Source organism: Shuttleworthella sp. MSX8B, from assembly GCF_000524295.1.
In the GTDB taxonomy this organism is placed as follows: Bacteria; Bacillota; Clostridia; order Lachnospirales; family Lachnospiraceae; genus Shuttleworthia; species Shuttleworthia satelles.
The window spans coordinates 73,648-98,437 of the sequence record NZ_JAQT01000022.1 but is presented as its reverse complement, the minus strand read 5'-3'; the positions used below and the strand labels follow the sequence as shown (position 1 = coordinate 98,437).

The window sequence follows — 24,790 nt, the reverse complement described above, 5'->3', positions numbered from 1 at the left end:
TTAAAATGGCCGCCACTCCGCCTTCCAGCTTGCAGATCTTGTCCGCAACCGCATCATTTGTCGGATTGGCAAGCCTTGTATAGAAATACCCCGACTCCTTTAAGTCAAAGAGGTCACCCATCTGCTTCGACGACTCGTACTTGTAAGTTGTCGACTGCACAATGGGAAGGACCCTGGGTTCTCCATTTTTCGGCTCATAGCCTCCCTGTACACAGATTGTATTGATATGATAATTTTCCATTCACGTTTCCTCCTTATCCCAATACATATACTCCTTCTTCTTGCCCTGTCAAGCGAAGGAGCCGGCTTCCTGTTCCGATAAAGCGGGGTTACCCATCTATGTTTCATCACACCATATTTTTACCTTACGATATTCTTTGCTTTTGGCGTAGGCAAAGGCTTTTGAATTTCGAATATAGTCAAATATATTTTCGCTTAAATCCTCATCCCATATTGACTCACTCATCTTTTTATTCTCATCATCCGTTTCATAGAAAATATCGACATGGACTTGATAAAATTCTTCATCTTCATTTGGAAATTGTCTGACTAGGGAAATTTGAAACATGGACGCATCTGCAAAGGATGTAAATGTTCCTGTTTCAAACAAAATCATATCCTCCTCAAGCGGTATGCTGCACATCCGCTCAAATACATTGACGATTTCCTCTAATGAACTTCTCTCCCTTATTTTATTTTTCAAAAAACCAATCAGCTTATCCATTCGTCTCCTCTTTTTGTCCCTGTAAACCTGGATTTATTTCTTCTCTCGTCGCTGTGTTATATTCCGACTATCGTCTAACGTTATCGATGCTCTTCTAATCTTATTAACAACTCCTCATCCGGTTCTGTGATACCGCTTGTATCTTTTGAATCATATCTGCTCCCCCATACTGTCGCCATTTATATCATGGAATGGCTGTAGACAAAGCTCGTAAAATACCGTCTCTGTCAACCGTTTTGGCATAACTTATTTCCCTGCGATTTCTAAAATATCTCCCGAGAGAATAATTTGATACTGAAACTCTGGGTACTCCCGCTCTATTTCTTTCAGTTCTTTTTGAATCTCTTTTTCCTTGCGATGAGCTGTATTCAATAATACACCGGGAATGCCACAAGATGCCGCAACCTGCATATCACTGGCAACCTCATTGCCAATCATGACACAATTACTTGCATTCAACGCATTGTCATCAAGCAATTTTTGCATAAACGCCTTCTCCGGCTTACGCATTCCATAATCAGCAGAGATATACATATCATCAAAATACGGTGTCAATCCACAGATTCCCATCTCGACTATGACGAAGGAACGCTGGGCATTGGACAGTAAGATCACTTGATTTCCCTCTTCCTTCAACATTTGCAACGCACGTACTGTATTTTTATATGGTTTGCAGCGAACTCTTGTCAGACGTCTGAACTCTGTCTCTACAAATAAAAGCCATGTATCAAAATCCCGGATTGCCAATCGGTCTCCTTCGCGCCTAGGAGCTTCATCATACAGACGTTGAAATACATTTTTAAACTGAATATCAACATATGTGCCGGGATGAATCGCTTCAACACGTTCCCATTCCTCTTGATCAAACTTCAAATATGCTTGTTTGAACTCTTCCGGTGTATAGATGGCGCCATAGCATGCATACATATCTGATAGTGTTTTCCATATCTTATCATTCTGTAATTCGGTATGAATATCAATCAAAGTTCCATACAAGTCAAATATATATGTTTTCATCTGTTTCCTTCCGGGATATCCCTATGCGTCTCTCCTCCCTCCATGCCTTCCTATCATAGCAGATTGCCGACAGACCATCAGACAGCGCTCCGTATTTTCATGCCCAGTGATAATAAAGTTTCCATGTCGCTTGAACTGCTTGTACCAAAGGGATTGAACGATGAAAATCCGTTGATTGTCCTATACTCTTTTGGTCTGGCTCGAAAAGATATCTTGCCAACATCAGAAAATATATCTATTCTAATCACCCTGTCCCGGACGGTATTCATTCTGCAATGCAAAATCGGTCCGGACACAATTTGCCTTCCATTCTCCCAAATCTTAATATCGGCACCGACAAGTTCAACTATATAGTCTTTCACCAGGTGATTTCGCATTCTTTTCATAAGAAAACATGTCACAAATAATCCCGGTAAAAACGCAATAAGCCCTGACAGTCTGTGTTCCGAAAACATATTCCCTCTTGTGTAAAACAAGATGAGGTATGTTATCAAAGCCGGCATCCCAACAATTGCCGGAAGCCCTAATCCCATGATCATGTCAGATTTTGACGTTCCTGATTTGAATTTATAAGTTAACACGCTCGACCTCTATACCAACAAATCAAATATCTCTGCACAGGACGAACGATGCCATTATTTTTATCCGCAACTGTTTGCAATCATCTATTCTATGCAGCATCTATGCCGGACCTTCTTAAATTCGTCCGCACCTATAATTTATCATATCATTTCTCAACTCCCAAGATCGTTTTGGGGAACATGTGCTCATCTATATTAAAGTTGTCTGCAAGCAGATGCAGAAGGGGGGGTGCTGGAAGTCACTGCTTCAAACTGGAAGTTCGTTTTGCAATCGACCTCACTAATCTTCAGCACTTTTACTTCTCGGACAACATCTAAGATTCGTTTCACACAGTAATGATATTATCAATATTGGCGACCAGTAATTTTCACATCAAAGCACCTTCCAGTATCCGTTTTTCTTTGCGCCTACACGTTCTACATATCCATTTGCCTTCAGGAAAGTAATATTGTTTTCTACTGCCGTCTCGCTTATCCCAAGCATTTTATGAAGCTCAGCTGTCGTCACATTGGGGTTATCCCGCATCTCGGCGATAATTTTCTTTCTTCTGGCATTGAGCGGTTTTTTATTCCCAACATCATTCACAACTTTATTACCAACCTGCTGATCACCAACACGAGTGAAGGGAATCGTTACAACGATTGAGTTTTCCCTAAAGGTAAAAGCATCCTTGCCATAAACCTCAGTAATTTTCGGTACACCTCGTCCTGACTTCTCACTGATATGCAATTGAAGGAATATTTCGGAAAGCTTCTCGTTTACTGGAACAGATTCACCAAGATAAAATCCTTCCACCGTTTGAGCAGGAGGAATCGTCCCTCTCGACAATATTTCTATCCTGTCGGAAAAGACTGATATCATTAAATGCAGTCGGAAGTTCTGTAGCTAATGCATTGGGAATAAAGTTGGGAATAATTTTCAATCGAGTAGGAGGCGGTGATTAGCCGCCGTCCTCTCACACCACCGTGCGTACCGTTCGGTACACGGCGGTTTCAACAGTTGACGTGCATGCATACCTACAAACTGGGATTTATTTCATCATCTTATATCCTCGCGACTAACAAACTCCTTTTCAATTTCTTCCACTGTCATTTCTGTGTGCTTATCTGATTCTTTATCATATACCGCTGTCAACATTTTTTTAGCATGCAATTGGAACTCCACCACTTTTTTATCATACTCAAAATGATTATAAATTCCGGAATTACATTCTCCCCAGTCTGATAAATATCCTATAATCTCAAAGAAAGAATCATTGTATGGTTCAAATTTCTTGGTTGATCTTGCGGTCAGATATTGAGCGATACAGTTGTTAAAGCAATAATAGAACTTAGCACGCCATGGATCGGAGTTCTGTTCGGCATTATGAAAATTGTGATCTATGATGTATGACTTAAGTACATCATTCATAGTAGGTTTATCTATCGTCTTCACGGTCGTTTGCACAAAAGCATAATGAGTTTCTTTATCGAAAAATTTTCCGTTTAATGCAATTAAACTCCCCCACATACCGTCTTGATATTGAAAGACCATAACCGCTCCATTTCTGTACTTGCTCTCTACAGGAACAGGTGGAGCAACTCGTTTTTTCGGTCTGGGCTTTTTCACACTGATTTTCTCTAAAAATTTTGTCAAAGCAAGCTTTCTTTCCTTCAAAAAAACATCATCCGCACCAAGTCCTTTTGCGATGTATAGATCCTCTCCACTTTGAATCGCTTGTTTCACCTCAATAAGAAAATCATCACCTAAACTGCCTGTTTCCCACATGCAATACGCCAGACTGAACATCACGTCAAATCTATCCTCATCATCTATATCCAACATCAAATCATTCTTGATATCGTTCGGCTCTTCGCCTTGATTATATCTTTCAAAGAATTCATCTTTTGTATCACACGAAGTATCGTTACCAAAAATGGTCGCATTCCAAGTTCCCATAAACCTTCCTCCACAAAATTCAAATTTGCTCACATCATATAGCGATTGCTTCTTTGTCATCTACTCAAATTACTTTTTCAGCCTTTCAAGAATGCCTTTTATTGTATCAGAATCCTGTAGTTTGGTAACTCCAAAGCATTTCTTCCCTGCATCTTTAAGTGATGCTCCTATCAGATATCCTTCTTTCTTGTCAAGGATGATAAATCGATCATGGAAAATGTTCATATAGTTCAATGTGAGGTCAGGATATTGCGCATTAAATTTATCAATATCCCCTTTTGTAAGCTTTGTATTTTTGAAAGTATAGAGATCAACTTTTATGCCTTTCTGTTTCTTTGCCAGGATATTCAGTGTTCCCAGATCCACGTACCCGTCAACAAGCACTATTTCTTTTTTTGCTCTGGTTCCGAATGGCCAGAAATATATTCAAATACCTCGTCAAACCGCTCATCAGTCTTTTTTTGATATTCAATCTGCCTCAATTCTATAGCATTAAGGTGCTCAAACATCAAACCATTGCTTGCAATAAACCGTCGCATCGCCACAAACGAATTCATAATACGAATGCTTACTTCCACTGCGGTATCGCTGTTTAAAACTGCTGACAGCATTGCTATACCTTGTTCTGTAAAAGCATATGGAAGATATCTGCGCCCACCATATTCACTTGAGGTCGCAAATTGCGACCTCAAACGGCTGCGACCTCAAGAAGGCTATACCATATTCCCCCAGAACTTCCAACATCAAAATCAGAATTACACTCAGACCATATCAAAATCACGTTCATATCTGAGATTGCTATCACCGTCAGAAAACAAAAAACAGGTGCTGCATGAGAAGTGAATTCTTCATGCGATACCTGCTCTTTTGCTGTAAACTTAAATTTAATGTTGACATCCATCTCCTATACTCAAATTCATGACATCTAACTCACAGCCTCGAGTCTCTGACATATATCTGCCAGTCCCAACCTTAGGAAGTATAGGATTGGATGTATGTTGGATCAGTTCTGATAGAGCGATTGCCTTTTTTCCGGAACTGATCTATACAAAGGCTAATATTCTTTAAAAAGCCCGCAATTCAGTTGTTTCCGACTACTTCACTCCTTAACCCTTGACATCAAACACACCGTCTCCACATGCCCCGTCGCCGGAAACATATCCACCCCCCGCATCCGCCGAACCTCATAGCCTCTGGCCATGAGAATCTCCAGATCTCTTACTAGGCTGGTTGGCTTGCAGGAGATGTAGATCATGGATTCAACTCCATAGTCGATGATTTTATCCAGAGCCTTGGGGTGAATTCCGTCCCTGGGGGGATCCAGGACAATGAAGTCCGGCTTGTCCTCAATATCGTCAATGACCTTTAAGACATCACCGGCAATAAACTCGCAGTTATCAAGGCCGTTTTTCTTCGCATTGGCCCTGGCGGCCGCAACCGCTTCTTCTACAATCTCAACTCCAATCACATGACCTGCTGCCGGAGCCAGAATCTGGGCGATGGTTCCGGTACCGGAGTATAAGTCAAAGACGGTCTTTCCTTCAATGCAGTCAAGGTTATTTCGATTCTTCTTCTGACCGTCAAAATGGTCTCGCTTCTTCGCTTTGCCGTCGGAGTGACTTTGTTCCTGCTCTTCATCTGCCCCCTCCGGGAGGCTCAGAACCGTCGACAAGTCGATATTCTCCCTTCCCCTTTCGTTCCCGCCGATAAATTCTCTCACTGTTTCATAGAGAACTTCCGCCCCAAGCGAATTGGTCTGAAAGAAGGAGAATGGTGTAATGTCAAAGCGCAGGCCCAGGATCTCTTCCGTCAGGAAATCTCTGCCATAGAGAAGCTCCGTCCCCTGGTCTTCTATGGCATCCGCCATAGAATCATTTTTTGTGTGTAGGATGCCCGCCAGTTCATCATCCCAGTTGTGACCGAGCAAAAGCTGCTTCCAGTCACCAAGCAGCTTCTTCTCCTCCTCTTCTGTGAAAGGCCTGCCCTCCCGATCAACCCGGTCTGTTGAAGTCACAAGATCGACCATCAGCATACCGGTTCTCTGCGCCCGGCGAACCAAAAGGTGACGCAGGTAGCCTTCATGGTGTATCTTGTGGTAAAAACCCAGTCTCCTCTCCGTAAAGAAATCCAGAGTCAAACGCAGAAGATCCCGCATATCCTGGCTGATGATACGACACCGGTCTACGGTAACAATATCATAGAAGGATCCCCGCTTGTGCATCCCCAGTGCCAGCTGGCCTCCCTTTGTTTGATCTCCAAAGGAGAATTCCATCTTATTACGATATTCCTGACGGGCCGGTGAAGCTGTCACCCCCTCGAAAATCCGATCGACTCCCTCTCCGAAAAGAGGCTGCATCAGATGCCGTATCTGATCCTCCTTGAGCTTCCGCTGATCCTCATAAGGCAGATTCTGATAGCTGCAGCCCCCACACCCTGCAAAATGCGGGCAGGCCGCCTGCTCTAACTCGTTGGGAGCCTTCTTTAGAACTTCAAGCAGAATTCCCTGCCTCTTGCTGCGGCCGGCTTTCTTAAGGCGAAGGCGGATCTTCTGCCCGGGGAGAACATGCTTCACAGTTACCATGCGGCTGGGCTTTACCCCCTGGCCAACGGACTCCTCAGACTCTGCCAGCTCCACCTGCCCCTTATTGGGAAAATCGACTCTCCTTACGATTCCCTCTGCTTCCTGTCCTCTCTTCACTGCGCAATCCTCTTACACACAAACACAAAATACCATTGTCTTCTATAATCCATGGCTTCTTTGAACGGATCCTTCCGGAGGATTTTGCTGAAACAGGCATCCCTCCTGCATCAAAGAACGCTCAGAAAAACACAAATGAGGCTATGCTCTCTGACGAAGATACCGGCCTGTTCCTGCTGAAAAAGTGAAATTCAGCGTTTGCCTTCTTCTTATCTTATCGAACCGGATCGGTCAGAAGCTCGAATCTGGTCATAAAATTCAACTCATCAAAACGGATATAAGAGTAAAAATTATTGAAAAAGAAATTATCGGACCTGCAAGTCCACTGTATTCCATAGACCAAACTCGTAACATCGGCATTCTTGCGGTCACCGGGCTGAAGCCATAGCTTCTTCCCGAAAACACGAGCCAGTTCTCCCTGATCCAAAGACCGCATCAGATTAATCCCCTCAAGTTCAATCTGCAGGCCCTTCTCTCGATCAGACTGACTTCCGTCTTCTTCAATGCCAAAACCGATTACTGTGCTGTTCTCCAGAATCTTATCCTCTTTCCTGCCCGCATAGAAAATCAGACTCCCGATAATCTGGCCGTTTTTAACCAGCAGGTAATCCGGATAAGCCCCATCAATATCTCTGTGCTCATATCCCCTGGGGATCGTACGGCTTTGATCCCAGGCATATCTCTGATAATCCCCACTGGTCAGATAGTCCCGGTACTCGGCTCTGCCCGCATTTTTCCGTCTGCAGTAGATGTCATAGCCCTCCGTGTGCAGATCCTCTGCCGTCGTCTGGTCCATGACAATCTGTGTCTGATTGATCTTAAGTCCCGGCGCCTTGGGAGGCAGACCAATAAAGAAAAAGAGCAGCATAAAGTAAAAGACTATAAAGAAAGCGGCCAGAAGAGCCATCAGAGAACGGCCTGTTCTCTTTCTCGCATTGAAGATGGAGACGGCAATCGGAATGATCACCGCCCTGCCGATATAGGAGAGTTTATCTCCCCCCCGATAGACGGCATCGTAGATGATGAGACCTGCGATGACAATCATTCCCCCGTAGATCAGGATCTCCGCAACCGATGGTCTTCCTGTCTTTGTCTGGTCATTGACCGCGTCATCAATCGCCCTCGTTCCATCCGCCCGTTTTCGTTTCATCTGGTAGACTAAAAACAGATAAATGGCGATATAAAAAAGGGCCAGACCTACATAGCTGGCGATCAAGACACTTCTTGCATCCATCTTTTCCCCCTCCTCCGGTGTTCGCGCGCTTCCTTGTCCTTGGCCGCAGGTCAAATCTTTCCTGACCGATCGTCATCGGGTCCTCATCCTGCTCATGCACCGAATTCGCCCCTTATTAACATGGAAAAAGGATTTCCCATCCCATGGATCGGAAATCCCTCAGTATAACATATACTGTGATCCGTTTCTCACACGCCCTGCCCTGTGAGCTTACAGATAGTATACATCGGAATGCAGGCTCCGCAGGGATTTTGGTGCCGACATTCCACTGTCACAAATCAAAGTCGGATCAGTCAGCGAAGCTGCTCTCATCCTTGAGTTCCTCTTCTGCCTCCTTCTCGAGCTTCTCATCAGCATCATTCTTGGCGGCGAACTCCTCGCTGTCCTCATCCTCGAAGAAATCATCGTCATCGAACTCATCATCGATGTCATCCATGAACTCTTCTTCATAATCGGGCTTGAAATACTTATACACTGCATAACCGACACCGGCAACAAGAGCTGCTAATGCGGTCAAACCAAACAGAGTCTTAAATGCCTTCTTCATAGCGATATACCTCCTGTATACGTGCACAACTTTTTCTTATTCCTGATTATAGCACATTGCCTGATAAAGCAATGATTTTCAGAAAAATTTAAGATTCCATCCGAATCTGAGTCTACATCAAACCCATAGGAACATTCTCCGAATCCATATCTGAGTCTGTTTCAAATCCCTATCGCTTCTATCTCCATCTCCATCATCACATCCCCCTTGCGTTCCTCCCCGCTCATATCCTCTGCAATTTCGCAAAGGTCGCGAACATCTTCTTGCTTCCGACCCGGTCGAAGTCGACGGTCACCTCATAGTCACGTCCACCATCCACAAGAGAAGTGACCTGTCCCTCCCCGAACTTCAGGTGAAAAACACGGTCTCCCACCTGGTAATCCAAAGGCTCCTTGCCGCCATCTCCGAAATTCTTCGCGGCGGCCGCGTACTTCTGAGCCGATGTTTTCTTGTGAACCTCCGCCGCGTTGCCGCGGGCATAAGCGACGGAACCGTAACAGGGGCCCTCGGCGTTCTCCCACGCAAAAGCGTCTGCCCGATTCCTGTCAGGCAGATTTCCGTCAATGGCCTCGGCAGGGATCTCCTCGACGAATCGACTCAAAGACGCGTACTGCATCTCTCCCCGCACCATGCGCATGCGGGCCGCTGTCACCGTCAGATGTTCTTTGGCCCGTGTAATTCCCACATAGGCCAGGCGACGTTCCTCCTCAATCTCCTCATCCGCATTCTCTGCTGTGATTGACATATAACTGGGAAAGAGTCCGTCCTCCATACCGACCAGGTAGACATTGGGAAATTCCAGGCCCTTGGCGGAGTGCAGAGTCATCAGGGACACATAGTCGGCGGCTTCGTCCAGCTGATCAATATCAGCGACCAGAGAAACCTGCTCTAAAAAGTCATTTAAGCTCGGCTCTTCTGTCTCCTGCTCGTAGAGAATGACCTTATTGATCAGCTCATCGATATTATCGATTCTGGCTCGGGCCTCATCCGTCCCCTCCGCTTTCAGCCCTTCCACATACCCGGTCTGATCGATGATATAGAGAAGACTCTTGCTGATGCCCTCCTGCGCCAGAACCTGTCTGGCGCGCTCAATCAGAGATATGAAGGCAAGAATCTTAGCGGCCGCTCTGGCCAGTCCCTGGATCTGTCCGGCCCTGCTCATAGCCTGGTAGAAGTCGAGGCCATTGGAATTGGCATAGGCCTGCACCCGATCCATGGATGTGGCCCCGATGCCACGGCGGGGAACATTTAAAACCCGCCGCACCGCAAGGTCATCCTGCGCATTGTCAATGACTTTGAGATAGCTGACCAGGTCTTTGACCTCCCGCCGGGCATAGAAGTTGACGCCGCCGAAGATCTTGTATGGAATGTTGTCGGCCACCAGCTTCTCCTCCAGGAGGCGGGACTGGGCGTTGGTCCGGTAGAGAATAGCGCAGTCCCTGTAGCTGTATTCCCTGCGGCGGACTAGGGATGCAATACTGTCGGCCACAAATTCCGCCTCCTCATAGGCGGAGTCAAACTGCTTGAGAAGAACCTTCTCTCCCTCCCCCGAATCCGTCCAGAGGGACTTGTCCTTGCGGCCGGTATTATTGGCGATCACTCCATTGGCCGCTGTTAGAATGTTCTGGGTAGACCGATAATTCTGCTCCAGTTTGATGACCTTGGCGTCCGGATAATGCTCTTCAAAGTGAAGGATATTATAGATATTCGCGCCGCGAAACCTGTAGATGGACTGGTCGTCATCTCCAACCACACAGAGATTGCGGTAGCCGTCCGCGAGGAGCCTGACCAGTTCAAACTGAGCGGTATTGGTATCCTGATATTCATCCACCATAATATAGTGAAAACGGCGCTGATAGTACTCTCTGACCGTGGAATCCCCTCGCAGAAGCTCGACTGTCTTCATGATCAGGTCATCGAAGTCCAGGGCGTTGTTGGCCCTCAATCTGGCCTGATACTCCCGATAGACCTGTCCCTGACGGGTCCGGTTGAAATCTCCCGCGGCCTCCTGCAAAAAAGCCTCCGGTCCGATCAAATTCTCCTTGGCATGTGAGATCACAGAGAGGAAGGACCGCTCCTTGTGGATCTTCGTGTCGATGTCCAGATACTTACAGACATCCTTTATCAGAGACTTCTGATCATCTCCGTCGTAAATGGTAAAGCGACTGTCATAACCGACCCGATCGGCAAAGCGGCGCAGGATCTTCACACAGGAGGAGTGAAAGGTTGCCACCCAGACAGCTTCTCCTCCAAAAGAAACCAGCTTGTTAATCCTTTCCCTCATCTCCTCAGCCGCCTTATTGGTAAAGGTAATGGCCATGATCTGGTAGGGGGCCACGCCCTTTTCATCAATCAGGTAGGCCGCCCGATGGGTCAGAACCCGGGTCTTTCCGGACCCCGCCCCGGCCAAAATAAGGACGGGGCCCTCCGTAGTGAGGACTCCGTCTCTCTGCTGTTCATTTAGTAAGTCCAATATCTTTGACATCTGATCTCCCCATCGACCATAGGATCCAGAATTCGCGGTGATCCTATCGTCCCGAGCAATGAAAGGCCCTCTCACAGATCAGAGCTGACTCTCTCCAACACTGTGTTATAGCCGCCGTCTCCATAGTTGAGAGCCCGGTTCACCCGGCTGATCGTCGCCGTAGACGCCCCGGTCTTCTCGGCAATATCCATGTAGGTATAGTTCCTGCGCAGCATGCCCGCGACCTCAAAGCGCTGGCTCAGAGAAAGCATCTCGTTGACGGTGCACAGGTCCTCGAAAAATAAATAGGCCTCTTCTCTGTCCTTCAGAGTCAGAATTCCGTCGATCAGGCGATCCGTATTTTCATCTCTCATCTTCTTACTCATGCTTATCCCCTTGTATTCCTGTCGCCCGGTTTTCTTTTTCGATAGAAAATCCCGGCGGTTGCCTTAAAACAACTACCGAGATTTTAGCACGCTAATACGTGACATTCAATCTGTTCGGCCGATCCGCCCTTAATCGCAGGACATCTCAGCGGAGAGCAACGTCCCTGTCAACTCTTAACCGAGCCCCCTGCTTGTAGTCACAGACTATTTCAGAGGAGAACCACTCCCCTGTCAGCCGCCGCCTTCAGGTCCTCCTGGGGCCAGATGGAGACCTGAACCTCGCCGATATGGCATTTGCGCAGGAAGAACATGCAGATACGGGACTGCCCGATCCCGCCGCCGATCGTATAGGGCAGCTTTTTCTCGAGAATCGCCTTCTGGAAAGGCAGCTCTGCTCTTTCCGGGCACCCCGCCTTAAGAAGCTGGCTTCTGAGAGCTTCCTCATCAACACGAATTCCCATAGAGCTCAATTCCAGAGCAATGTCATCGACAGGATAATAGACGATGATATCTCCGTTCAGACTCCAGTCGTCGTAATCAGGGGAGCGGCCATCATGCCTATCGCCGCTCTTTAGCTGATCGCCGATCTGCTCGATAAAGACAGCGCCGTGCAGCCTGGCAATCTTGTACTCCCGCTCCTTTGGCGTGCAGTCAGGGTACCTGTCCTCCAGCTCCTGCGTTGTCACGAAGCTGATGTCATCAGGCAGAAAGCATTTCACATAGTCATATTTATTGGCCACATACTTCTCCGTGACATGAAGGGCCTCATAGACATTTTTGACAATCTTATGCAGAAATTCCGCATTGCGATCCGACTTCTCAATCACCCGCTCCCAATCCCACTGATCCACATAGATGGAGTGAATATTATCGGTGTCCTCATCCCGGCGGATGGCGTTCATGTCGGTGTAGAGCCCCTGACCCGGGGCAAAACCATAGCGTCCAAGAGCATATCTCTTCCACTTAGCCAGAGAGTGAACGATCTCCACCTCGTGATCATTCTGCTCCTTGATTCCGAAGGCTACCGGGCGCTCCGTACCATTTAAATTGTCATTGAGACCGGAGGACGGCTCCACGAAAAGGGGCGCCGTCACACGCTGCAGGTTCAGCTCAGCGGCCAGCTGGTTCTGGAAGAAATCCTTGACCTTCTTAATTGCAATCTGTGTGTCCTTGAGACCAAGGGCTGACTTGTAGCCCTCGGGGATCTGAATACTGCTCATGTTTCCTCCTCCGCCGATTTGCTCAATTGATATGCCATATCATCCTGGACTTATAACTCACAGTTCCCAACGGTTCTCGGGAAGGGCAAAACATCCCTGATATTGGCTATCCCGGTCAGATACATCACCAGGCGTTCAAAGCCCAGACCAAAACCCGCATGACGAGTCGATCCGTACTTGCGCAGATCCAGGTAGTATCCGTAGGTCGACTCGTCCATTCCGTTCTCTCGGATGCGGGATAAGAGCTTGTCGTAATCATCCTCGCGCTGAGAGCCGCCGATAATCTCCCCGATCTCGGGAACCAGGCAGTCGACAGCGGCGACTGTTCTGCCATCCTCATTCAGCTTCATATAAAAGGCCTTGATCTCCTTGGGATAGTCTGTGACGAAGACCGGGCGCTTGAAGATCTTCTCTGTCAGGTAGCGCTCGTGCTCCGTCTGCAGATCACAGCCCCAGAAGACCTTGTATTCGAACTCATCATTGTGTTTCTCAAGCTCCGCAACCGCGTCCGTATAAGAAATGCTCCCGAAGTTTGACCTGACCACATGGTCCAGGCGGTCGATAAGCCCCTTGTCCACAAAGCTGTTAAAGAAGGCAATTTCTTCCGGACAATGCTCCATCACATAAGCGATGACATACTTGAGCATGGCCTCCGCCAGCTCCATAGCATCCTCCAGATCGGCGAAGGCGATCTCCGGCTCGATCATCCAGAATTCGGCCGCATGCCTCGTCGTATTGGAGTTCTCCGCGCGGAAGGTGGGTCCGAAGGTATAGATCTTCTTAAATGCCTGGGCGAAGGTCTCCCCCTGCAGCTGCCCTGAGACAGTCAGGTTGACGGGCCTGCCATAGAAATCCTGCGTGAAATCAACATTGCCCTTTTCATCCAAAGGCACGTCCTTTAAGTCCAGGGTCGTCGCCTGAAACATTTCTCCGGCTCCCTCGGCATCCGAAGAAGTCAGGATAGGAGTATGGGTATAGACAAAATCCCTCTCCTGGAAGAATTTATGAATGGCGTATGCCGCCACGCTTCTCACCCGAAAAGCCGCTTCAAAGGTATTGGTTCTGGCCCTGAGATGGGGCAGGGTGCGCAAATACTCTAAGGTATGGCGCTTCTTCTGCAAAGGATAGTCCGGAGTGGACGACCCCTCGACCTCGATCTCAGTCGCCTGAATCTCAAAGGGCTGCTTCATCTCAGGAGTCAGGATCACCAGACCGGTCACCCAGACGGCCGCCCCGACATTCTGGTGAGAGATCTCCTCGTAATTGGTAAGCTTATCCGCAGAAAAAACCACCTGTACAGGGGTAAAGAAGCTTCCGTCATTTAAGACCATGAAGGAGAAATTCTTGGAATTTCGGATGCTTCTGACCCATCCTCCGACGGTCACTTCTTTTTCTCCGTAATCCTCATAGTTCCGCTGCAGCGTACGGACATCCAACTTTTCAGCCATCTTCCTCTCCTTCATCTTGGAAAACATAAAAATTAAGCTATAGTTTAGACCATACCGGCTCCCATTTCAACCAAAGCCAAGCCCGCTTGCTCCCTTGCTCCGGCCTCGGTACTTTCTTCTCTCTGCCCCGGCCATTTCTTCTATACTCCGACCTCTGTCATACACCCTTGCTCAGATCCCTGTCGGCTCTGCTATTTTCTCTGCAGATTTCTATCCTTTTCCTTTCTGGTTCTTGTCTCTTCCTTTCTGGCTATTGCCATTCTCCCTTTCTGGCTCTTGCCATTCCCCCTTCCTGGTTCCTGTCACTTCCTTTTCCGACTCCTGCCATTTCCCCTTGACAATCCTCCCTTATGTGGTAGCCTGATTGATGTAAATATATCGCTGGGGGTGCCCTGTGGCTGAGAGAAGCATATGCTTCGACCCTTATTACTTGATCCGGATCATACCGGCGTAAGGAAGCAAGATTCCCACCCCCCGCGAAGCAGTCAAGGGAGGTTTTTTTATGTCTTTACTCGCAAATGTCGGCGCCGACGGAACTTATTCTCTCACGGTCTGGGGCTATACCGCCCTGGTCATCGCTCTGATTGCCATTCTTCTGCTGGGCAATCTTCTCTTTGGAAGAAAGAGAGCCTTTTCTGCCAGAGAGATCTCCTTTGCGGCCATGGCCATCGCCCTTGGCACGGTTGCATCCATGATCAAGATCTTCAATATGCCCATGGGCGGTTCCGTCACCTTACTCTCCATGCTCTTCATCGTCCTGGTCGGTAACTGGTATGGCATTGGCATGGGACTGTCCGCGGCTTTTGCCTACGGGATCCTCCAGCTGCTCTTAGGCCCTTACATCATCAGCCTTCCCCAGATGATCTGTGACTACATTCTGGCCTTCGGTGCCCTTGGACTCTCCGGGCTCTTCTCCAGGTCCAAAAATGGTCTCATCAAGGGTTATATCCTCGCTGTTCTCGGCCGCTATTTCTTCGCCGTGCTCTCCGGCGTCATCTTTTTCGGCGTCTACGCGGAGGGGGTCAGCTTCGCCGGACATGATTTCTCCGGGCAGCCCCTGCTCTACTCTCTGTCCTATAACGGTCTCTATCTCTTCACCGAAGCTGTCATTACCCTTCTGATCATCGCGATCCCGCCGGTTCGCAAGGGACTGATCCGAATCCGCGAGATGGCTCTCGGAGAGGCATAAGGCAAACGCGGGCCTCTTTTCCAAAAGCTTTTTCAGGCGGCCCGCCTTCTCAAAAGCTTTTCTCAGGCAAGCCGCCTTCTTAAAAGCTCTTCTCAGACAAGCCGATTCCCAAGGATCTTCTTAAAAGAGATAGTCCTCGCCGTTTAGTGTAGCCCGATCATCCGCTTCCAGAGGGATGATCAGGCATTTTCGTCCATCCACAAAGCTGGTCTCCACCTCGTCCAGACGCTCATCCGGCAGCTTGACGACAACGTCGATGGACTTGCCGTCCCTCGCAATGACGCCGGCGGCCTCCAGCTGATCGGTCAGTTCGACTACCTTTTTCTGCAGGCTCTTCTTCTCCTTGCGAACCTCATTGTCCTTGAGAAGCTTCGTATCCAGCAGGTCCTCTGCATTCGGCGTCTCCTCCTTAAAGAAGTCCTCAAACCTGGCGCCGACTTTCTCGGACCTGTCCTCTTCCATGCCGGACTCCTTTAAGATATCAAGCAGATCCTCTTTTGTCAGCGGCAGGGGCTCCTCATCTCCCCTGCGATCCTCCTCGATCGCAATGAAGTCACTCAGATTGGACTGAACATCTAAGAGCATGTCCTCCGCGGCATCCTGGTCAGCGGACAGATCGCGGCAGACCATATGACCGAAGGCGTCCCTCTTCTCAGCTGCCGTCAGCCTGGGCTGACATCCCATTCCATTCTCCCAGAATTCCTTATGTGGTTCTCTGGCCTTCTTGGCGTACATGAGGACATGGTGAATATCTGTCGCCCTATCATCAAAGGCCGGAAAGAGAAATCCGGTATCCACCGGCCCGACAACCCAGTCGCGAACTCTGGCGGCGATGGAATTGTCCTCCTCCCGGTAGCCTAAGCCCGGCTTGGACAGAGCTACCGGACAGATTGCGCAGAGAATGTAGTCAAAGGCCTCTGCGGACTCGTCCAGATCAATATTGTCAGAGCTTCTGCTCATCACATCATAGACGTCGTGAAAGAGCAGGATCAGATAGTTGCCGACAAAATCATAGGTCTCTATGACATGATCATAGAAGCGATCCAGGACGGTCTCCTCTTCGATTGCGGTATTGCGAAGAGCCATCAGCAGATGCTGACGACCACCCTCCTCTTCTTCCTCCAAAGGGAATTCCAATTCCAGCAGCTGATTTCCCAGTTTCCCGGACAGGACCTTGTTGGCGATCTCCAGGTACTTGGAGAACTCATCATCCTCCAAATTAAGAAAGGACTGGTTGAAGCTGGTCACCTTATTTTTCTGAGCATCGACATAACAGCCGGCCATACGGGAAAAGGACACCGTCTCCCTCTTTAATCTTCTCTTCAGCTCTGTGACTTCCTTCTGAATCATCTTGCATACACCTCAATTCTTATCTGCCAATCCCTATCCTGCTGTCACACTCCCAGTGACTGAAAGCAATTACTGAGTGTATACGCAAAACTTTTCCATCACAAGACTTGAAAAATACACTGAAATTCGCTAGTAAAAATATTCTGCTATTCGCCAGGGTTCCCATCGCCCGCGTTCTATCATTCTCCAAACAGAGTCGCGAGCAGAATTGCAGTAAATAAGACGGCGCAGCCCAAAATCTCTATGGCCGACAGGGCCTGATGGAGAAAAAACCAGCCGGCGACCGCGGAAATCACTGATTCAAAGCACATGAGAATCGATGCCAGGGTCGGATTCATTCCTCTCTGCCCTATGATCTGCAGGGTGAAGGCGACTCCACTGGAAAGAACTCCCGCATAGAGCAGGGGAAAGATAGCCAGACCGATATCTTCGATCCTGGGATGCTCCAGCGCCAGAGCAAAGACAAAACTGAGCGCGGACGACACGGCAAACTGAATCATGGCAAAGACCGCCCCATCACAGTAGGAAGAGCGGTGACCCACATACATGATATGAACCGCGAAACAAAGTCCCGAGACCAGCTCCAGTCCATCACTGACATTCAAAGAGAGATGTCCGCCCTTTATGGACAAGAGATAGAGACCAAGAACAGAAAGAAGCACACAGCCCCAAATCATCTTCCTGACTCTCTTGCCGAGGAAAATGCCGAGAACGGGCACAAAAATCACATACATGGCCGTAAAGAAACCGGCCTTAGCCGTTGTTGTGCCGGCAATGCCCAACTGCTGCACATTGGACGCGACAAAGACAATCACTCCCAGGATGGATCCGCTGATCAGCTCCCTCTTCGTCACGAGCGCCCTCTGTCCTCTTCGGCCTGGAATAAATACATTATCCGGCCGGTTCTCCCGCTCAGGGCGGACAGAAATGCCCCTGGCCCGAAAGAGAAGGGTCACAGGAATCAGAAAGAGAAAGCCAATCAGATTACGGACTGCCGTGAAACTGAAGGCGGCCAGATGATTTGCGCCAAGACTCTGCGCGACGAAAGCAGTTCCCCAAATCAGAGTCGCGGTAAAAATCAAGGACGCATTCCCAAATTCCGATTTTCTGACGGTCTGTGCGCCCGCTGTCTGTATTCCCGCCATTTGGATTCCAGCTTCCTGCATAGGTCCTCCTTTCATTTCCTGCCGCTTTAGCAGACTAAAATCTCCCTAAAACCACACGAAACGCATTCCCCGGATCGGAAATGCGTTTCGCTCTTATCATATGTCAGCCCCGTGGGGCTTTCGCTTTTCTATATCCTAACACAGGATTTGGCGCAGGGTAAGCCCTATTTTGCTTTTTGACAAATTTCCGGCAGATTTTCCCACTCAGCCTCTGGTCAGATTTTTAAGCCACTGATACTTCTGAAAGTGATAGCAGACCCACGGAATCTTACCCAGTTCATCCAGGCAGGTGCAGGCATAGACGGCAAGAACAGGCCAGTGGAAATAAAACGCACCAAAGAGCGCCACTGGAATTGAAATCCCCCACATGGCAACGACCAGAGAATACAGATCAAAAATGGTATCTCCGCCCGAATCAAAAATGCCATTGATCATGACGGTGTTGACGGTTCTCCCGATCATGTAGAAGGCCTGCACAAGCATCATCCCTGTCAGATAGGACTGAGCAAGCGGCGTCAGCTTGAGCCCCGCGACAACAGGGATGGTCAAAAGGAGAACCATTCCCATGGAAACAAAGCCGATGAAAAAGGAAATATCCCTCAGGCGAATTCCGATCCTCCGGGCCTCTTCCTGATTGCCCGCTCCCAATTCCTGTCCGAGAAGAATCCCTCCCGCGGCCGCGATCCCGTTGCAGAGACAGCAGATCAGATCCCTCACGACCGACGCGACCGAGTTGGCCGCGGCGGCATCCGCTCCCAGATGACCCACGATCGCTGTATAGGCGCTGAAGCCTGCTCCCCAGAGCAGGGAGGCTCCCAGAAGGGGCAGGCTGACTCTGATGAAATCTCTGCTGAGAACGGAATCCACTTTCAGGAGATTGGCGGTTCTCGGGTGCAGATATCCCGGTCGACAGGACAAAAACAGACAGATCACAAGCTCAGCCAGCCTTGAAATCACGGTGGCAATCGCGGCCCCCTCCGCTCTCAGCTGCGGAATCGGACCGATCCCAAAGATAAAGACCGCGTTAAAGGCAATATTCATGAGAACCGCCGCGCTTGATACATAGAGGGCAGATCTGGCATGATCTGATATTTTCATGAAGACCTGATAGCACTGGGAAATCCCCATCAGCAGATAAGACCAGGCGGCAATCCGCAGATATCTTCCCCCCAGTTCAATCAACAGCCCGTCAGAGCTGTAAATCATCATCAGCTGCCGGGGGATGAAAAAAGAGGCCAAAAAAAGACAAGGTCCACCAGAGCCATGATTCGCAGCATGATATGAAAGATGTGATCCAGGCTCTCCGGATCTTTCTTGCCCCAGTACTGCGCTGCCAGGACACTGCCCCCGCTGGCGATTCCAAGAATGAAAATGGACATGACAAATGAGATCTGAGCCGCCAGGGCGACAGCTGCCATGGCGTTTTGCTCCAGAAGTCCCAGCATAAGAGCGTCTGCCGCCGCGACAGAGGCAAGCAGAAGGCTCTGCAAGGCAATCGGCCAGGCCAGATGCCAGAGTCTGCGGTTAAATCTCGAATCCCCAAAAATCTCCCTGATTTTCATCTAAGCCTCCCAGCGAAGTGATCCCGGCTCATTTATGGGGACAGGGGATTTTGCCATCACAGATTGATTGTCACAAAAATATCGTAGATGGCCTTGATCGCCCCTTCAAAGTCCTCATTGGCAACGCCGATAATAATATTGAGCTCTGAAGATCCCTGATCCATCATGCGAACGTTGATGTGGGCATGAGCCAGGGCGGAGAAAATCCTGCCGGCGGTACCCCGCATCGACTTCATTCCCCGACCGACAACAGCGATCAGCGCCAGATCAGATTCGATTTCCACCTGATCCGGTCGGGTCAGACGGTGGATCTCAGAGACAACCGCCTGCTCCTTGTGGAGGAACTCGTCCTCGTGCACCACAATCGTCATCGTATCGATCCCTGAGGGCATATGCTCAAAGGAAATACCGTTGTCCTCGAAGGACTGAAGAACCTTGCGGCCAAAGCCGATCTCTGAATTCATCAGATCCTTGGTGATCGAAACGGCGCAGAAACCCTTCTTTCCGGCAATTCCCGTAATGGTAAACTGGGGCTTTCTTGCAGTGGACTCCACAATCCATGTGCCCTCCGCATCCGGGGCATTTGTGTTCTTGATATTGATGGGAATCCCCTTGGACCGGACCGGGAAAATCGCGTCCTCATGCAGAACAGATGCTCCCATATAGGAGAGCTCCCTGAGCTCCCGGTAAGTCAGAGTATCTATGGACACGGGATTGTGAATGATGCGGGGATCAGCGACCATGAAGCCTGAGACATCGGTCCAGTTCTCATAGACATCTGCCCCGGCAACAGCCGCGACGACAGAGCCTGTGACATCAGAGCCTCCCCGGGAGAAGGTCTTGACCCTTCCGTCGAAGCCGCATCCATAGAAACCCGGGATAACGGCCTTCTCAACGCCTGCCAGGCTTTTCCCCAGGACCCTTTCGGTCTTGTTCATATCTAAAAAGCCATCCTGGTCAAAGAAGATATTCTCCGCGGGTTCGATAAAGCAATAGCCCAGATAGTTTGCCATGAGCTTTCCGTTCAGCTGCTCTCCGCGGGAGGCGGCAAAGTCAAGACTGGGTTCTTTCTTTAGACTCTCCTCAATCTGATCGAAATCCTCGTCCAAACGAATGGATAAATTCAGCTGATCTATGATCTCCTGGTACCTGTCTTTGATGGCCATGAGCTGTCGGTGCGGATCTGACCCCTCCGCGGCAATCCGATAGGCCTCCAAAAGCATATCCGTCACCTTCGTGTCTCCCTCAAAGCGCTTTCCCGGCGCGCTCGGAACCACATAAGAGCGATCGGGATCGCTTTTGATGATCTCTCCCGCCTTCTCGAACTGTCTGGCATCCGCAAGAGAACTGCCGCCGAATTTTACAACTTTTTTCATGAAACCCTCGCGATCTTCTTTCCACTGCCCGGAATCTATTTTTCACAGACAGATGATTCATACTTTGTCCGCGTACAGCAAACAGCTGTGCGTCACTAGTCGAAATGGTAACACAAAAGGAGCGCGGATGCTACTCTTTTACAGTTTCTTCATCGCTTCTGACAGCCTTCTTACTGCTTCTTTTTGTATGCAAAGTCTCTTCTGACTATACACAGCTATACTGCATTTATGAGCTTCTCCTCTTCTGTCCGTTCACATTTCTTCGTTTTTTCCCTTGATCAGGTGAGCCTTCGACAATGTCGCGACAACGGGTCCGGTCACCACCGCCGCCACAAGCATCTCAAAGAGCGCATTGCCCGCGATGATCGACAGGATAAAGGCGAGGACATTTCTGCCCGCCATCATCTTCTGTAGGTAGGCTGTCTGTCCGAAGAGGAGAACAATCCCCGACATGAAAAACAGGGTGTTAAAGAAGGCGGACAAAAAGCCGACCAGGGAGCCGCTGATCAGGGGATTGGTCAGCTTGCGAAAGCCCCTGTATAAGAGACCGACGAGCACTCCGTCCAGGATACGGGGCAAAAAGCAGAGAAGAGCCGTCGCAAGCGGCGACATATTAAAGAGAATACTGGTCATCCCGCTGCTCCCCAGAAGCGCCTTGAGCAGGGAGGCCAGTCCCCAGACCGCTCCGGCGGCCAGACCTCCTGCCGGTCCTAAGGCCACAGCCGTCACAGAGACCGGCACCATGGCTAAAGAAACCGTGATCGCTCCCAAGGGCACCGTCACAAATTGCAGTACAAAAATCAGAGCCGTCATCAGGGCCATGATCGCCAGTGAGTTGCTTCTTGTCCTCGTATTCATCATTTTCCTCCGTTATCGTTCCCCGCTTTCACCTGGTCCTCGGCATGCAAAACGCACCGCTGTCGCTCCAATCCGGATGCAATGCGATGCGTCTTGACGCAGGCTTCAGACCAGGCTTCCACTTTGGGATACAACACATTGTCTTTACCTGTGCATTATAGTTTTCTCAGGCCCAAAAGGTCAACAAATGAATCCTCGGCGCCACATGCGATATAAACCTTGCGGCGCCATCAATTCTCAGCGCTGAACGCGGGCGCCTGCGCCGCCCATGATTGCTTCAACCTCGTCCTTTGATGCCATGGTGGTATCACCGGGCGTAGTCATGGCCAGGGCTCCATGAGCCGCTCCGTAATTGACAGCGAGCGCGGCGTCGCCGGTCGTCATCAGACCATAGATCAGGCCGGAGGCGAAGGAATCGCCGCCGCCGACCCGGTCCATAATCTCAAGGTTCTGATAATCCCTTGCCTTATGGATCTGTCCATCCGCCCAGCAGAGAGCCGACCAGTCGTTTACCGTAGCGGTCTTAACCGTGCGAAGCGTTGTCGCCACCGCCTTGAAGTTGGGATAGGTCTGAACCGCCGTCTCAATCATCTTCTTATAGCCGTCGACATTGAGCTCCTTGAGCGACGCGTCCTGTCCCTCGATCTGAAATCCCAGACAGGCAGTGAAATCCTCCTCATTGCCGATCATGACGTCGACGTAGGAAGCAATTTCACGGTTCACCTCCTGGGCCTTGGCCTGACCGCCGATCGCGGACCACATGGAGGGACGGTAGTTGAGATCGTAGGACACCAGAGTTCCGTACTTCTTTGCCGTCTTGATCGCCTCGATCACCGTCCTGGACGCCTGCTCGGATAGAGCCGCGTAGATACCGCCGGTGTGAAGCCACTTGACGCCAAGCTCCCCAAAAATATAGTCGAAATCGAAATCCTCCGGTTTCGCCTGCGAGATGGCGGTATTTGCCCGGTCAGAGCAACCCTTGGCCCCCCGGATCCCGAATCCCCGCTCTGTGAAATTGAGGCCGTTGCGGCAGAGACGTCCGATTCCATCTGTCTTCTTCCAGATGACCAGAGAGGTATCAACACCTCCCTGCAGCATGAAGTCCTCGACCAGCTTACCGACCTCGTTGTCGGCAAGAGCGGTAAGTACCGCCGTCTTCAGGCCAAAGCACTTGCGCAGGCCCCGGATGACATTGTACTCTCCGCCGCCCTCCCAGGCGCGAAATTGCCTGGCCGTGCGGATCCGGCCTTCTCCCGGATCCAGACGAAGCATTACCTCTCCCAGAGACACCGCATCAAAGGTCGCGTCTTCTCTTAATTTCAAATCCATACTATCCTCCTAAAGAATGTGCCTGATTTTAGAATGTGCCTGATTCTCCTGCTCAAAAGTACCCACCAAAGGAATATCTGCCCCTTAAGCAGTGTACTTTTTCAATGTCGCGCGGACAGCGCCGGGACCCGCAATCAACTCCTCAAAATAGGAAATCACCGTCTTGTCCATGCCGATTTCGGACAGATCAAGACCAAAGATCTGCTCATTTGTAAGCAGAGGCGCCACCCTGGAGGCAGCATCCTTATCGCCCAGGCGGATGTCCTTTACATATTCCGATGCCGAGGCAAGGAGGGGATCGGGAGATGGCTCAAAGGCTCTGCCCTCATCGTCAAGGGCCATCAGGTAGCGAAGCCAGCCTGCGAATACCAGGGGGATCAGCTTGAGATCAGCGACATCCAAAGAAGGATCCGCCAGATATCTCTTGATCGTCTCTCCAAAGCGGATAGCCAGCTTCTGTGATGTATCCGTGGCAATTCGCTGTGGCGTATCGGGCATAAAGGGGTTGGGAATTCGAACCTTCAGCACCGTATCGATGAACTCTCTGGGATCCAGTACGCCGGGATCAACAACCACCGGAAGCCCCTCTTTGTAGCCGATGATCTCAACCATTGCCTTGAGCTGCGGATCCTCCATCTCCTCGGAGATTTTCTGGTAGCCGAGCAGACAGCCATAGACAGCCAGCGCCGTATGGAGGGGATTCAAGCAGGTGCAGACCTTCATCTTCTCCACCTTGTCCACAGTCTCACGATCTGTAAAGATAACGCCTGCCTTCTCAAGCGCGGGACGACCGTTGGGAAAAGAATCCTCTATCACCAGATACTGGGTCTCCTCCGCGTTGACAAAGGGAGCAACCCAGGTGTTTTTGCCGGTGACAACCGGGTCGAGTCCGGACAGGTCATCCTTTCGAAGGATCTCCTCCACAGAAGCGTCTGGCCTGGGCGTGATTTTATCAATCATGGACCAGGGGAAGGAAACCTTAGACTTGTCATTGACATAGTCGTAAAAACCGGTCTCTGCCCTGCCGTTTTTCGTCCACTCCCTGGCAAACGCAGAGATCGCCTCATAGAGCTTGTCCCCGTTATGAGAGCAGTTGTCGGTAGAAACCATAGCAATCGGTCTGGCTCCGCTCTGATAGCGGGCATAGAGCAGGGAGGCAACCTTTCCCATGTAACTTTCCGGCGCCCCGGGGCCGGCCTGATAATCATCCGCGACAGCAGGGAGTAAGTCCCCCTTGCCGTCTACCAGCGAATATCCCTTTTCTGTAATGGTGAAGGTGACCATCTGCAGAGAATCCTTGCTGAAGATCTCCCTGAGGCGCTTATACTCTGCCTGATTGGAAGAATCCAAAATGCAGGACTCCGCAATGGATCCGACCACCGTCTTATCTACTCCGCCGTCTGCCTTCAAAGTTACCAGGATAGAATAATTGTCATGGGGGCGGTACATCTTCTCTATAATTTCAGAGTCAAAGCCCTCCGCGACAATCAGTCCCTGGTCGCTGGCGCCGGTATTCAGCAATTCCTGGGCCAGGTTGGCCTGAAAAGCACGAAAAATATTCCCTGCCCCGAAATGAATCCAGCTGGGATTTGCCTTTGTTGTCTCAATCATGGCCTTTCGATCATACCGAGGGAGCTGATAGCCCTTGCTCTCCCACTCGGCGCTTTTTGCCAGACCCTTCTCCGTTAATTCCATATCCTTT

General features: G+C 49.8%; 21 protein-coding genes, 2 pseudogenes and 1 riboswitch. Of the genes and pseudogenes, 1 reads left to right on the top strand and 22 read right to left on the bottom strand.

Translation table 11 applies throughout. The annotated features are described in order from the left end of the window. From HMPREF1508_RS06140 to asnS, 14 genes and pseudogenes are all read right to left on the bottom strand, one after another. Nucleotides 1-241, bottom strand: a 241-nt coding sequence (locus HMPREF1508_RS06140) for a PLP-dependent transferase (RefSeq protein WP_044960368.1), incomplete at its 3' end; no start/stop codon positions are given. Nucleotides 242-337: 96 nt separating this feature from the next. Next, nucleotides 338-724, bottom strand: coding sequence for a hypothetical protein (locus tag HMPREF1508_RS06135; RefSeq protein WP_044960366.1), 387 nt, complete (start codon nucleotides 722-724; stop codon nucleotides 338-340). Nucleotides 725-970: 246 nt separating this feature from the next. Beyond that, complete coding sequence (locus HMPREF1508_RS06130) at nucleotides 971-1,741, bottom strand: HAD family hydrolase (protein WP_044960364.1); 771 nt, start codon at nucleotides 1,739-1,741, stop codon at nucleotides 971-973. 954 nt (nucleotides 1,742-2,695) lie between these two features. After that, nucleotides 2,696-3,184, bottom strand: a complete 489-nt coding sequence (locus HMPREF1508_RS06120) for an ATP-binding protein (RefSeq protein WP_044960360.1) — start codon at nucleotides 3,182-3,184, stop codon at nucleotides 2,696-2,698. Between the two features lie 177 nt (nucleotides 3,185-3,361). Beyond that, nucleotides 3,362-4,321, bottom strand: coding sequence for a hypothetical protein (locus tag HMPREF1508_RS06115; RefSeq protein WP_242834516.1), 960 nt, complete (start codon nucleotides 4,319-4,321; stop codon nucleotides 3,362-3,364). A 9-nt stretch (nucleotides 4,322-4,330) separates the two neighbouring features. Continuing rightward, a complete protein-coding gene (locus HMPREF1508_RS10570) occupies nucleotides 4,331-4,627 on the bottom strand; it encodes a hypothetical protein (RefSeq protein WP_242834515.1) in 297 nt (98 codons plus the stop codon). A gap of 17 nt (nucleotides 4,628-4,644) precedes the next feature. Then, nucleotides 4,645-4,953, bottom strand: a complete 309-nt coding sequence (locus tag HMPREF1508_RS10565; RefSeq protein WP_242834514.1) for an ORF6N domain-containing protein — start codon at nucleotides 4,951-4,953, stop codon at nucleotides 4,645-4,647. Nucleotides 4,954-5,360: 407 nt separating this feature from the next. Further along, nucleotides 5,361-6,959 (bottom strand): class I SAM-dependent RNA methyltransferase, encoded by a 1,599-nt coding sequence (locus HMPREF1508_RS06100; RefSeq protein ID WP_044960357.1) that lies wholly within the window; start codon nucleotides 6,957-6,959, stop codon nucleotides 5,361-5,363. Between the two features lie 214 nt (nucleotides 6,960-7,173). Further along, nucleotides 7,174-8,193, bottom strand: coding sequence for a hypothetical protein (locus HMPREF1508_RS06095; protein WP_044960355.1), 1,020 nt, complete (start codon nucleotides 8,191-8,193; stop codon nucleotides 7,174-7,176). A gap of 289 nt (nucleotides 8,194-8,482) precedes the next feature. Next, nucleotides 8,483-8,695, bottom strand: a pseudogene (locus HMPREF1508_RS06090) (hypothetical protein); the annotation flags it as partial. A 268-nt stretch (nucleotides 8,696-8,963) separates the two neighbouring features. Next, entirely contained in the window at nucleotides 8,964-11,225 is a 2,262-nt protein-coding gene (locus tag HMPREF1508_RS06085) for an ATP-dependent helicase (RefSeq protein ID WP_044960352.1), read from the bottom strand. A 71-nt stretch (nucleotides 11,226-11,296) separates the two neighbouring features. Further along, the gene (locus HMPREF1508_RS06080) at nucleotides 11,297-11,590 is read right to left on the bottom strand and encodes a YerC/YecD family TrpR-related protein (protein WP_006906355.1); all 294 of its coding nucleotides are present in this window, start codon (nucleotides 11,588-11,590) and stop codon (nucleotides 11,297-11,299) included. Between the two features lie 209 nt (nucleotides 11,591-11,799). Further along, entirely contained in the window at nucleotides 11,800-12,810 is a 1,011-nt protein-coding gene (asnA, locus tag HMPREF1508_RS06075; RefSeq protein ID WP_044960350.1) for an aspartate--ammonia ligase, read from the bottom strand. A 50-nt stretch (nucleotides 12,811-12,860) separates the two neighbouring features. Next, entirely contained in the window at nucleotides 12,861-14,258 is a 1,398-nt protein-coding gene (asnS, locus tag HMPREF1508_RS06070) for an asparagine--tRNA ligase (RefSeq protein ID WP_044960388.1), read from the bottom strand. 373 nt (nucleotides 14,259-14,631) lie between these two features. Further along, nucleotides 14,632-14,732, top strand: a riboswitch (TPP riboswitch). A gap of 28 nt (nucleotides 14,733-14,760) precedes the next feature. Here asnS and HMPREF1508_RS06065 point away from each other — a divergent pair. Beyond that, nucleotides 14,761-15,447 (top strand): energy-coupled thiamine transporter ThiT, encoded by a 687-nt coding sequence (locus tag HMPREF1508_RS06065; protein ID WP_006906359.1) that lies wholly within the window; start codon nucleotides 14,761-14,763, stop codon nucleotides 15,445-15,447. 120 nt (nucleotides 15,448-15,567) lie between these two features. Here HMPREF1508_RS06065 and HMPREF1508_RS06060 read toward each other — a convergent pair whose 3' ends face one another. The 8 genes and pseudogenes from HMPREF1508_RS06060 to HMPREF1508_RS06030 form a co-directional block, all read right to left on the bottom strand. Further along, nucleotides 15,568-16,797, bottom strand: a complete 1,230-nt coding sequence (locus HMPREF1508_RS06060) for a DUF4317 domain-containing protein (RefSeq protein ID WP_006906360.1) — start codon at nucleotides 16,795-16,797, stop codon at nucleotides 15,568-15,570. Nucleotides 16,798-16,976: 179 nt separating this feature from the next. After that, the gene (locus HMPREF1508_RS06055; protein ID WP_198015591.1) at nucleotides 16,977-17,963 is read right to left on the bottom strand and encodes a DMT family transporter; all 987 of its coding nucleotides are present in this window, start codon (nucleotides 17,961-17,963) and stop codon (nucleotides 16,977-16,979) included. Between the two features lie 204 nt (nucleotides 17,964-18,167). Next, nucleotides 18,168-19,004, bottom strand: a complete 837-nt coding sequence (locus HMPREF1508_RS10560) for an MATE family efflux transporter (protein ID WP_443018245.1) — start codon at nucleotides 19,002-19,004, stop codon at nucleotides 18,168-18,170. A gap of 39 nt (nucleotides 19,005-19,043) precedes the next feature. Further along, nucleotides 19,044-19,408 (bottom strand): annotated as a pseudogene (locus tag HMPREF1508_RS10555) (MATE family efflux transporter); the annotation flags it as partial. Between the two features lie 173 nt (nucleotides 19,409-19,581). Continuing rightward, nucleotides 19,582-20,901, bottom strand: a complete 1,320-nt coding sequence (locus HMPREF1508_RS06045; RefSeq protein ID WP_044960347.1) for an aspartate kinase — start codon at nucleotides 20,899-20,901, stop codon at nucleotides 19,582-19,584. Between the two features lie 252 nt (nucleotides 20,902-21,153). Further along, nucleotides 21,154-21,759, bottom strand: a complete 606-nt coding sequence (locus HMPREF1508_RS06040) for an ECF transporter S component (RefSeq protein ID WP_049906914.1) — start codon at nucleotides 21,757-21,759, stop codon at nucleotides 21,154-21,156. A gap of 237 nt (nucleotides 21,760-21,996) precedes the next feature. After that, nucleotides 21,997-23,088: a sugar kinase gene (locus tag HMPREF1508_RS06035; protein WP_044960341.1), complete on the bottom strand. Its 1,092-nt coding sequence runs from the start codon at nucleotides 23,086-23,088 to the stop codon at nucleotides 21,997-21,999. A gap of 84 nt (nucleotides 23,089-23,172) precedes the next feature. Beyond that, nucleotides 23,173-24,783 carry a mannitol dehydrogenase family protein gene (locus HMPREF1508_RS06030; RefSeq protein ID WP_044960339.1) on the bottom strand — a complete coding sequence of 537 codons (1,611 nt, stop codon included), beginning with the start codon at nucleotides 24,781-24,783 and terminating at the stop codon, nucleotides 23,173-23,175. Nucleotides 24,784-24,790 lie beyond the last annotated feature (7 nt).

What these genes read in the sequence shown, in the direction of transcription:
- HMPREF1508_RS06030 (WP_044960339.1), bottom strand. Translation starts at nt 24,783, where the DNA reads ATGGAATTAACGGAGAAGGGTCTGGCAAAAAGCGCCGAGTGGGAGAGC.
- HMPREF1508_RS06135 (WP_044960366.1), bottom strand. Translation starts at nt 724, where the DNA reads ATGGATAAGCTGATTGGTTTTTTGAAAAATAAAATAAGGGAGAGAAGT.
- HMPREF1508_RS10560 (WP_443018245.1), bottom strand. Translation starts at nt 19,004, where the DNA reads ATGAATATTGCCTTTAACGCGGTCTTTATCTTTGGGATCGGTCCGATT.
- HMPREF1508_RS06045 (WP_044960347.1), bottom strand. Translation starts at nt 20,901, where the DNA reads ATGAAAAAAGTTGTAAAATTCGGCGGCAGTTCTCTTGCGGATGCCAGA.
- HMPREF1508_RS06040 (WP_049906914.1), bottom strand. Translation starts at nt 21,759, where the DNA reads ATGAATACGAGGACAAGAAGCAACTCACTGGCGATCATGGCCCTGATG.
- HMPREF1508_RS06120 (WP_044960360.1), bottom strand. Translation starts at nt 3,184, where the DNA reads ATGATATCAGTCTTTTCCGACAGGATAGAAATATTGTCGAGAGGGACG.
- HMPREF1508_RS06035 (WP_044960341.1), bottom strand. Translation starts at nt 23,088, where the DNA reads ATGGATTTGAAATTAAGAGAAGACGCGACCTTTGATGCGGTGTCTCTG.
- HMPREF1508_RS06095 (WP_044960355.1), bottom strand. Translation starts at nt 8,193, where the DNA reads ATGGATGCAAGAAGTGTCTTGATCGCCAGCTATGTAGGTCTGGCCCTT.
- HMPREF1508_RS06130 (WP_044960364.1), bottom strand. Translation starts at nt 1,741, where the DNA reads ATGAAAACATATATATTTGACTTGTATGGAACTTTGATTGATATTCAT.
- HMPREF1508_RS06065 (WP_006906359.1), top strand. Translation starts at nt 14,761, where the DNA reads ATGTCTTTACTCGCAAATGTCGGCGCCGACGGAACTTATTCTCTCACG.
- asnA (WP_044960350.1), bottom strand. Translation starts at nt 12,810, where the DNA reads ATGAGCAGTATTCAGATCCCCGAGGGCTACAAGTCAGCCCTTGGTCTC.
- asnS (WP_044960388.1), bottom strand. Translation starts at nt 14,258, where the DNA reads ATGGCTGAAAAGTTGGATGTCCGTACGCTGCAGCGGAACTATGAGGAT.
- HMPREF1508_RS06085 (WP_044960352.1), bottom strand. Translation starts at nt 11,225, where the DNA reads ATGTCAAAGATATTGGACTTACTAAATGAACAGCAGAGAGACGGAGTC.
- HMPREF1508_RS06115 (WP_242834516.1), bottom strand. Translation starts at nt 4,321, where the DNA reads ATGACAAAGAAGCAATCGCTATATGATGTGAGCAAATTTGAATTTTGT.
- HMPREF1508_RS06080 (WP_006906355.1), bottom strand. Translation starts at nt 11,590, where the DNA reads ATGAGTAAGAAGATGAGAGATGAAAATACGGATCGCCTGATCGACGGA.
- HMPREF1508_RS06055 (WP_198015591.1), bottom strand. Translation starts at nt 17,963, where the DNA reads ATGCAGGAAGCTGGAATCCAAATGGCGGGAATACAGACAGCGGGCGCA.
- HMPREF1508_RS06060 (WP_006906360.1), bottom strand. Translation starts at nt 16,797, where the DNA reads ATGATTCAGAAGGAAGTCACAGAGCTGAAGAGAAGATTAAAGAGGGAG.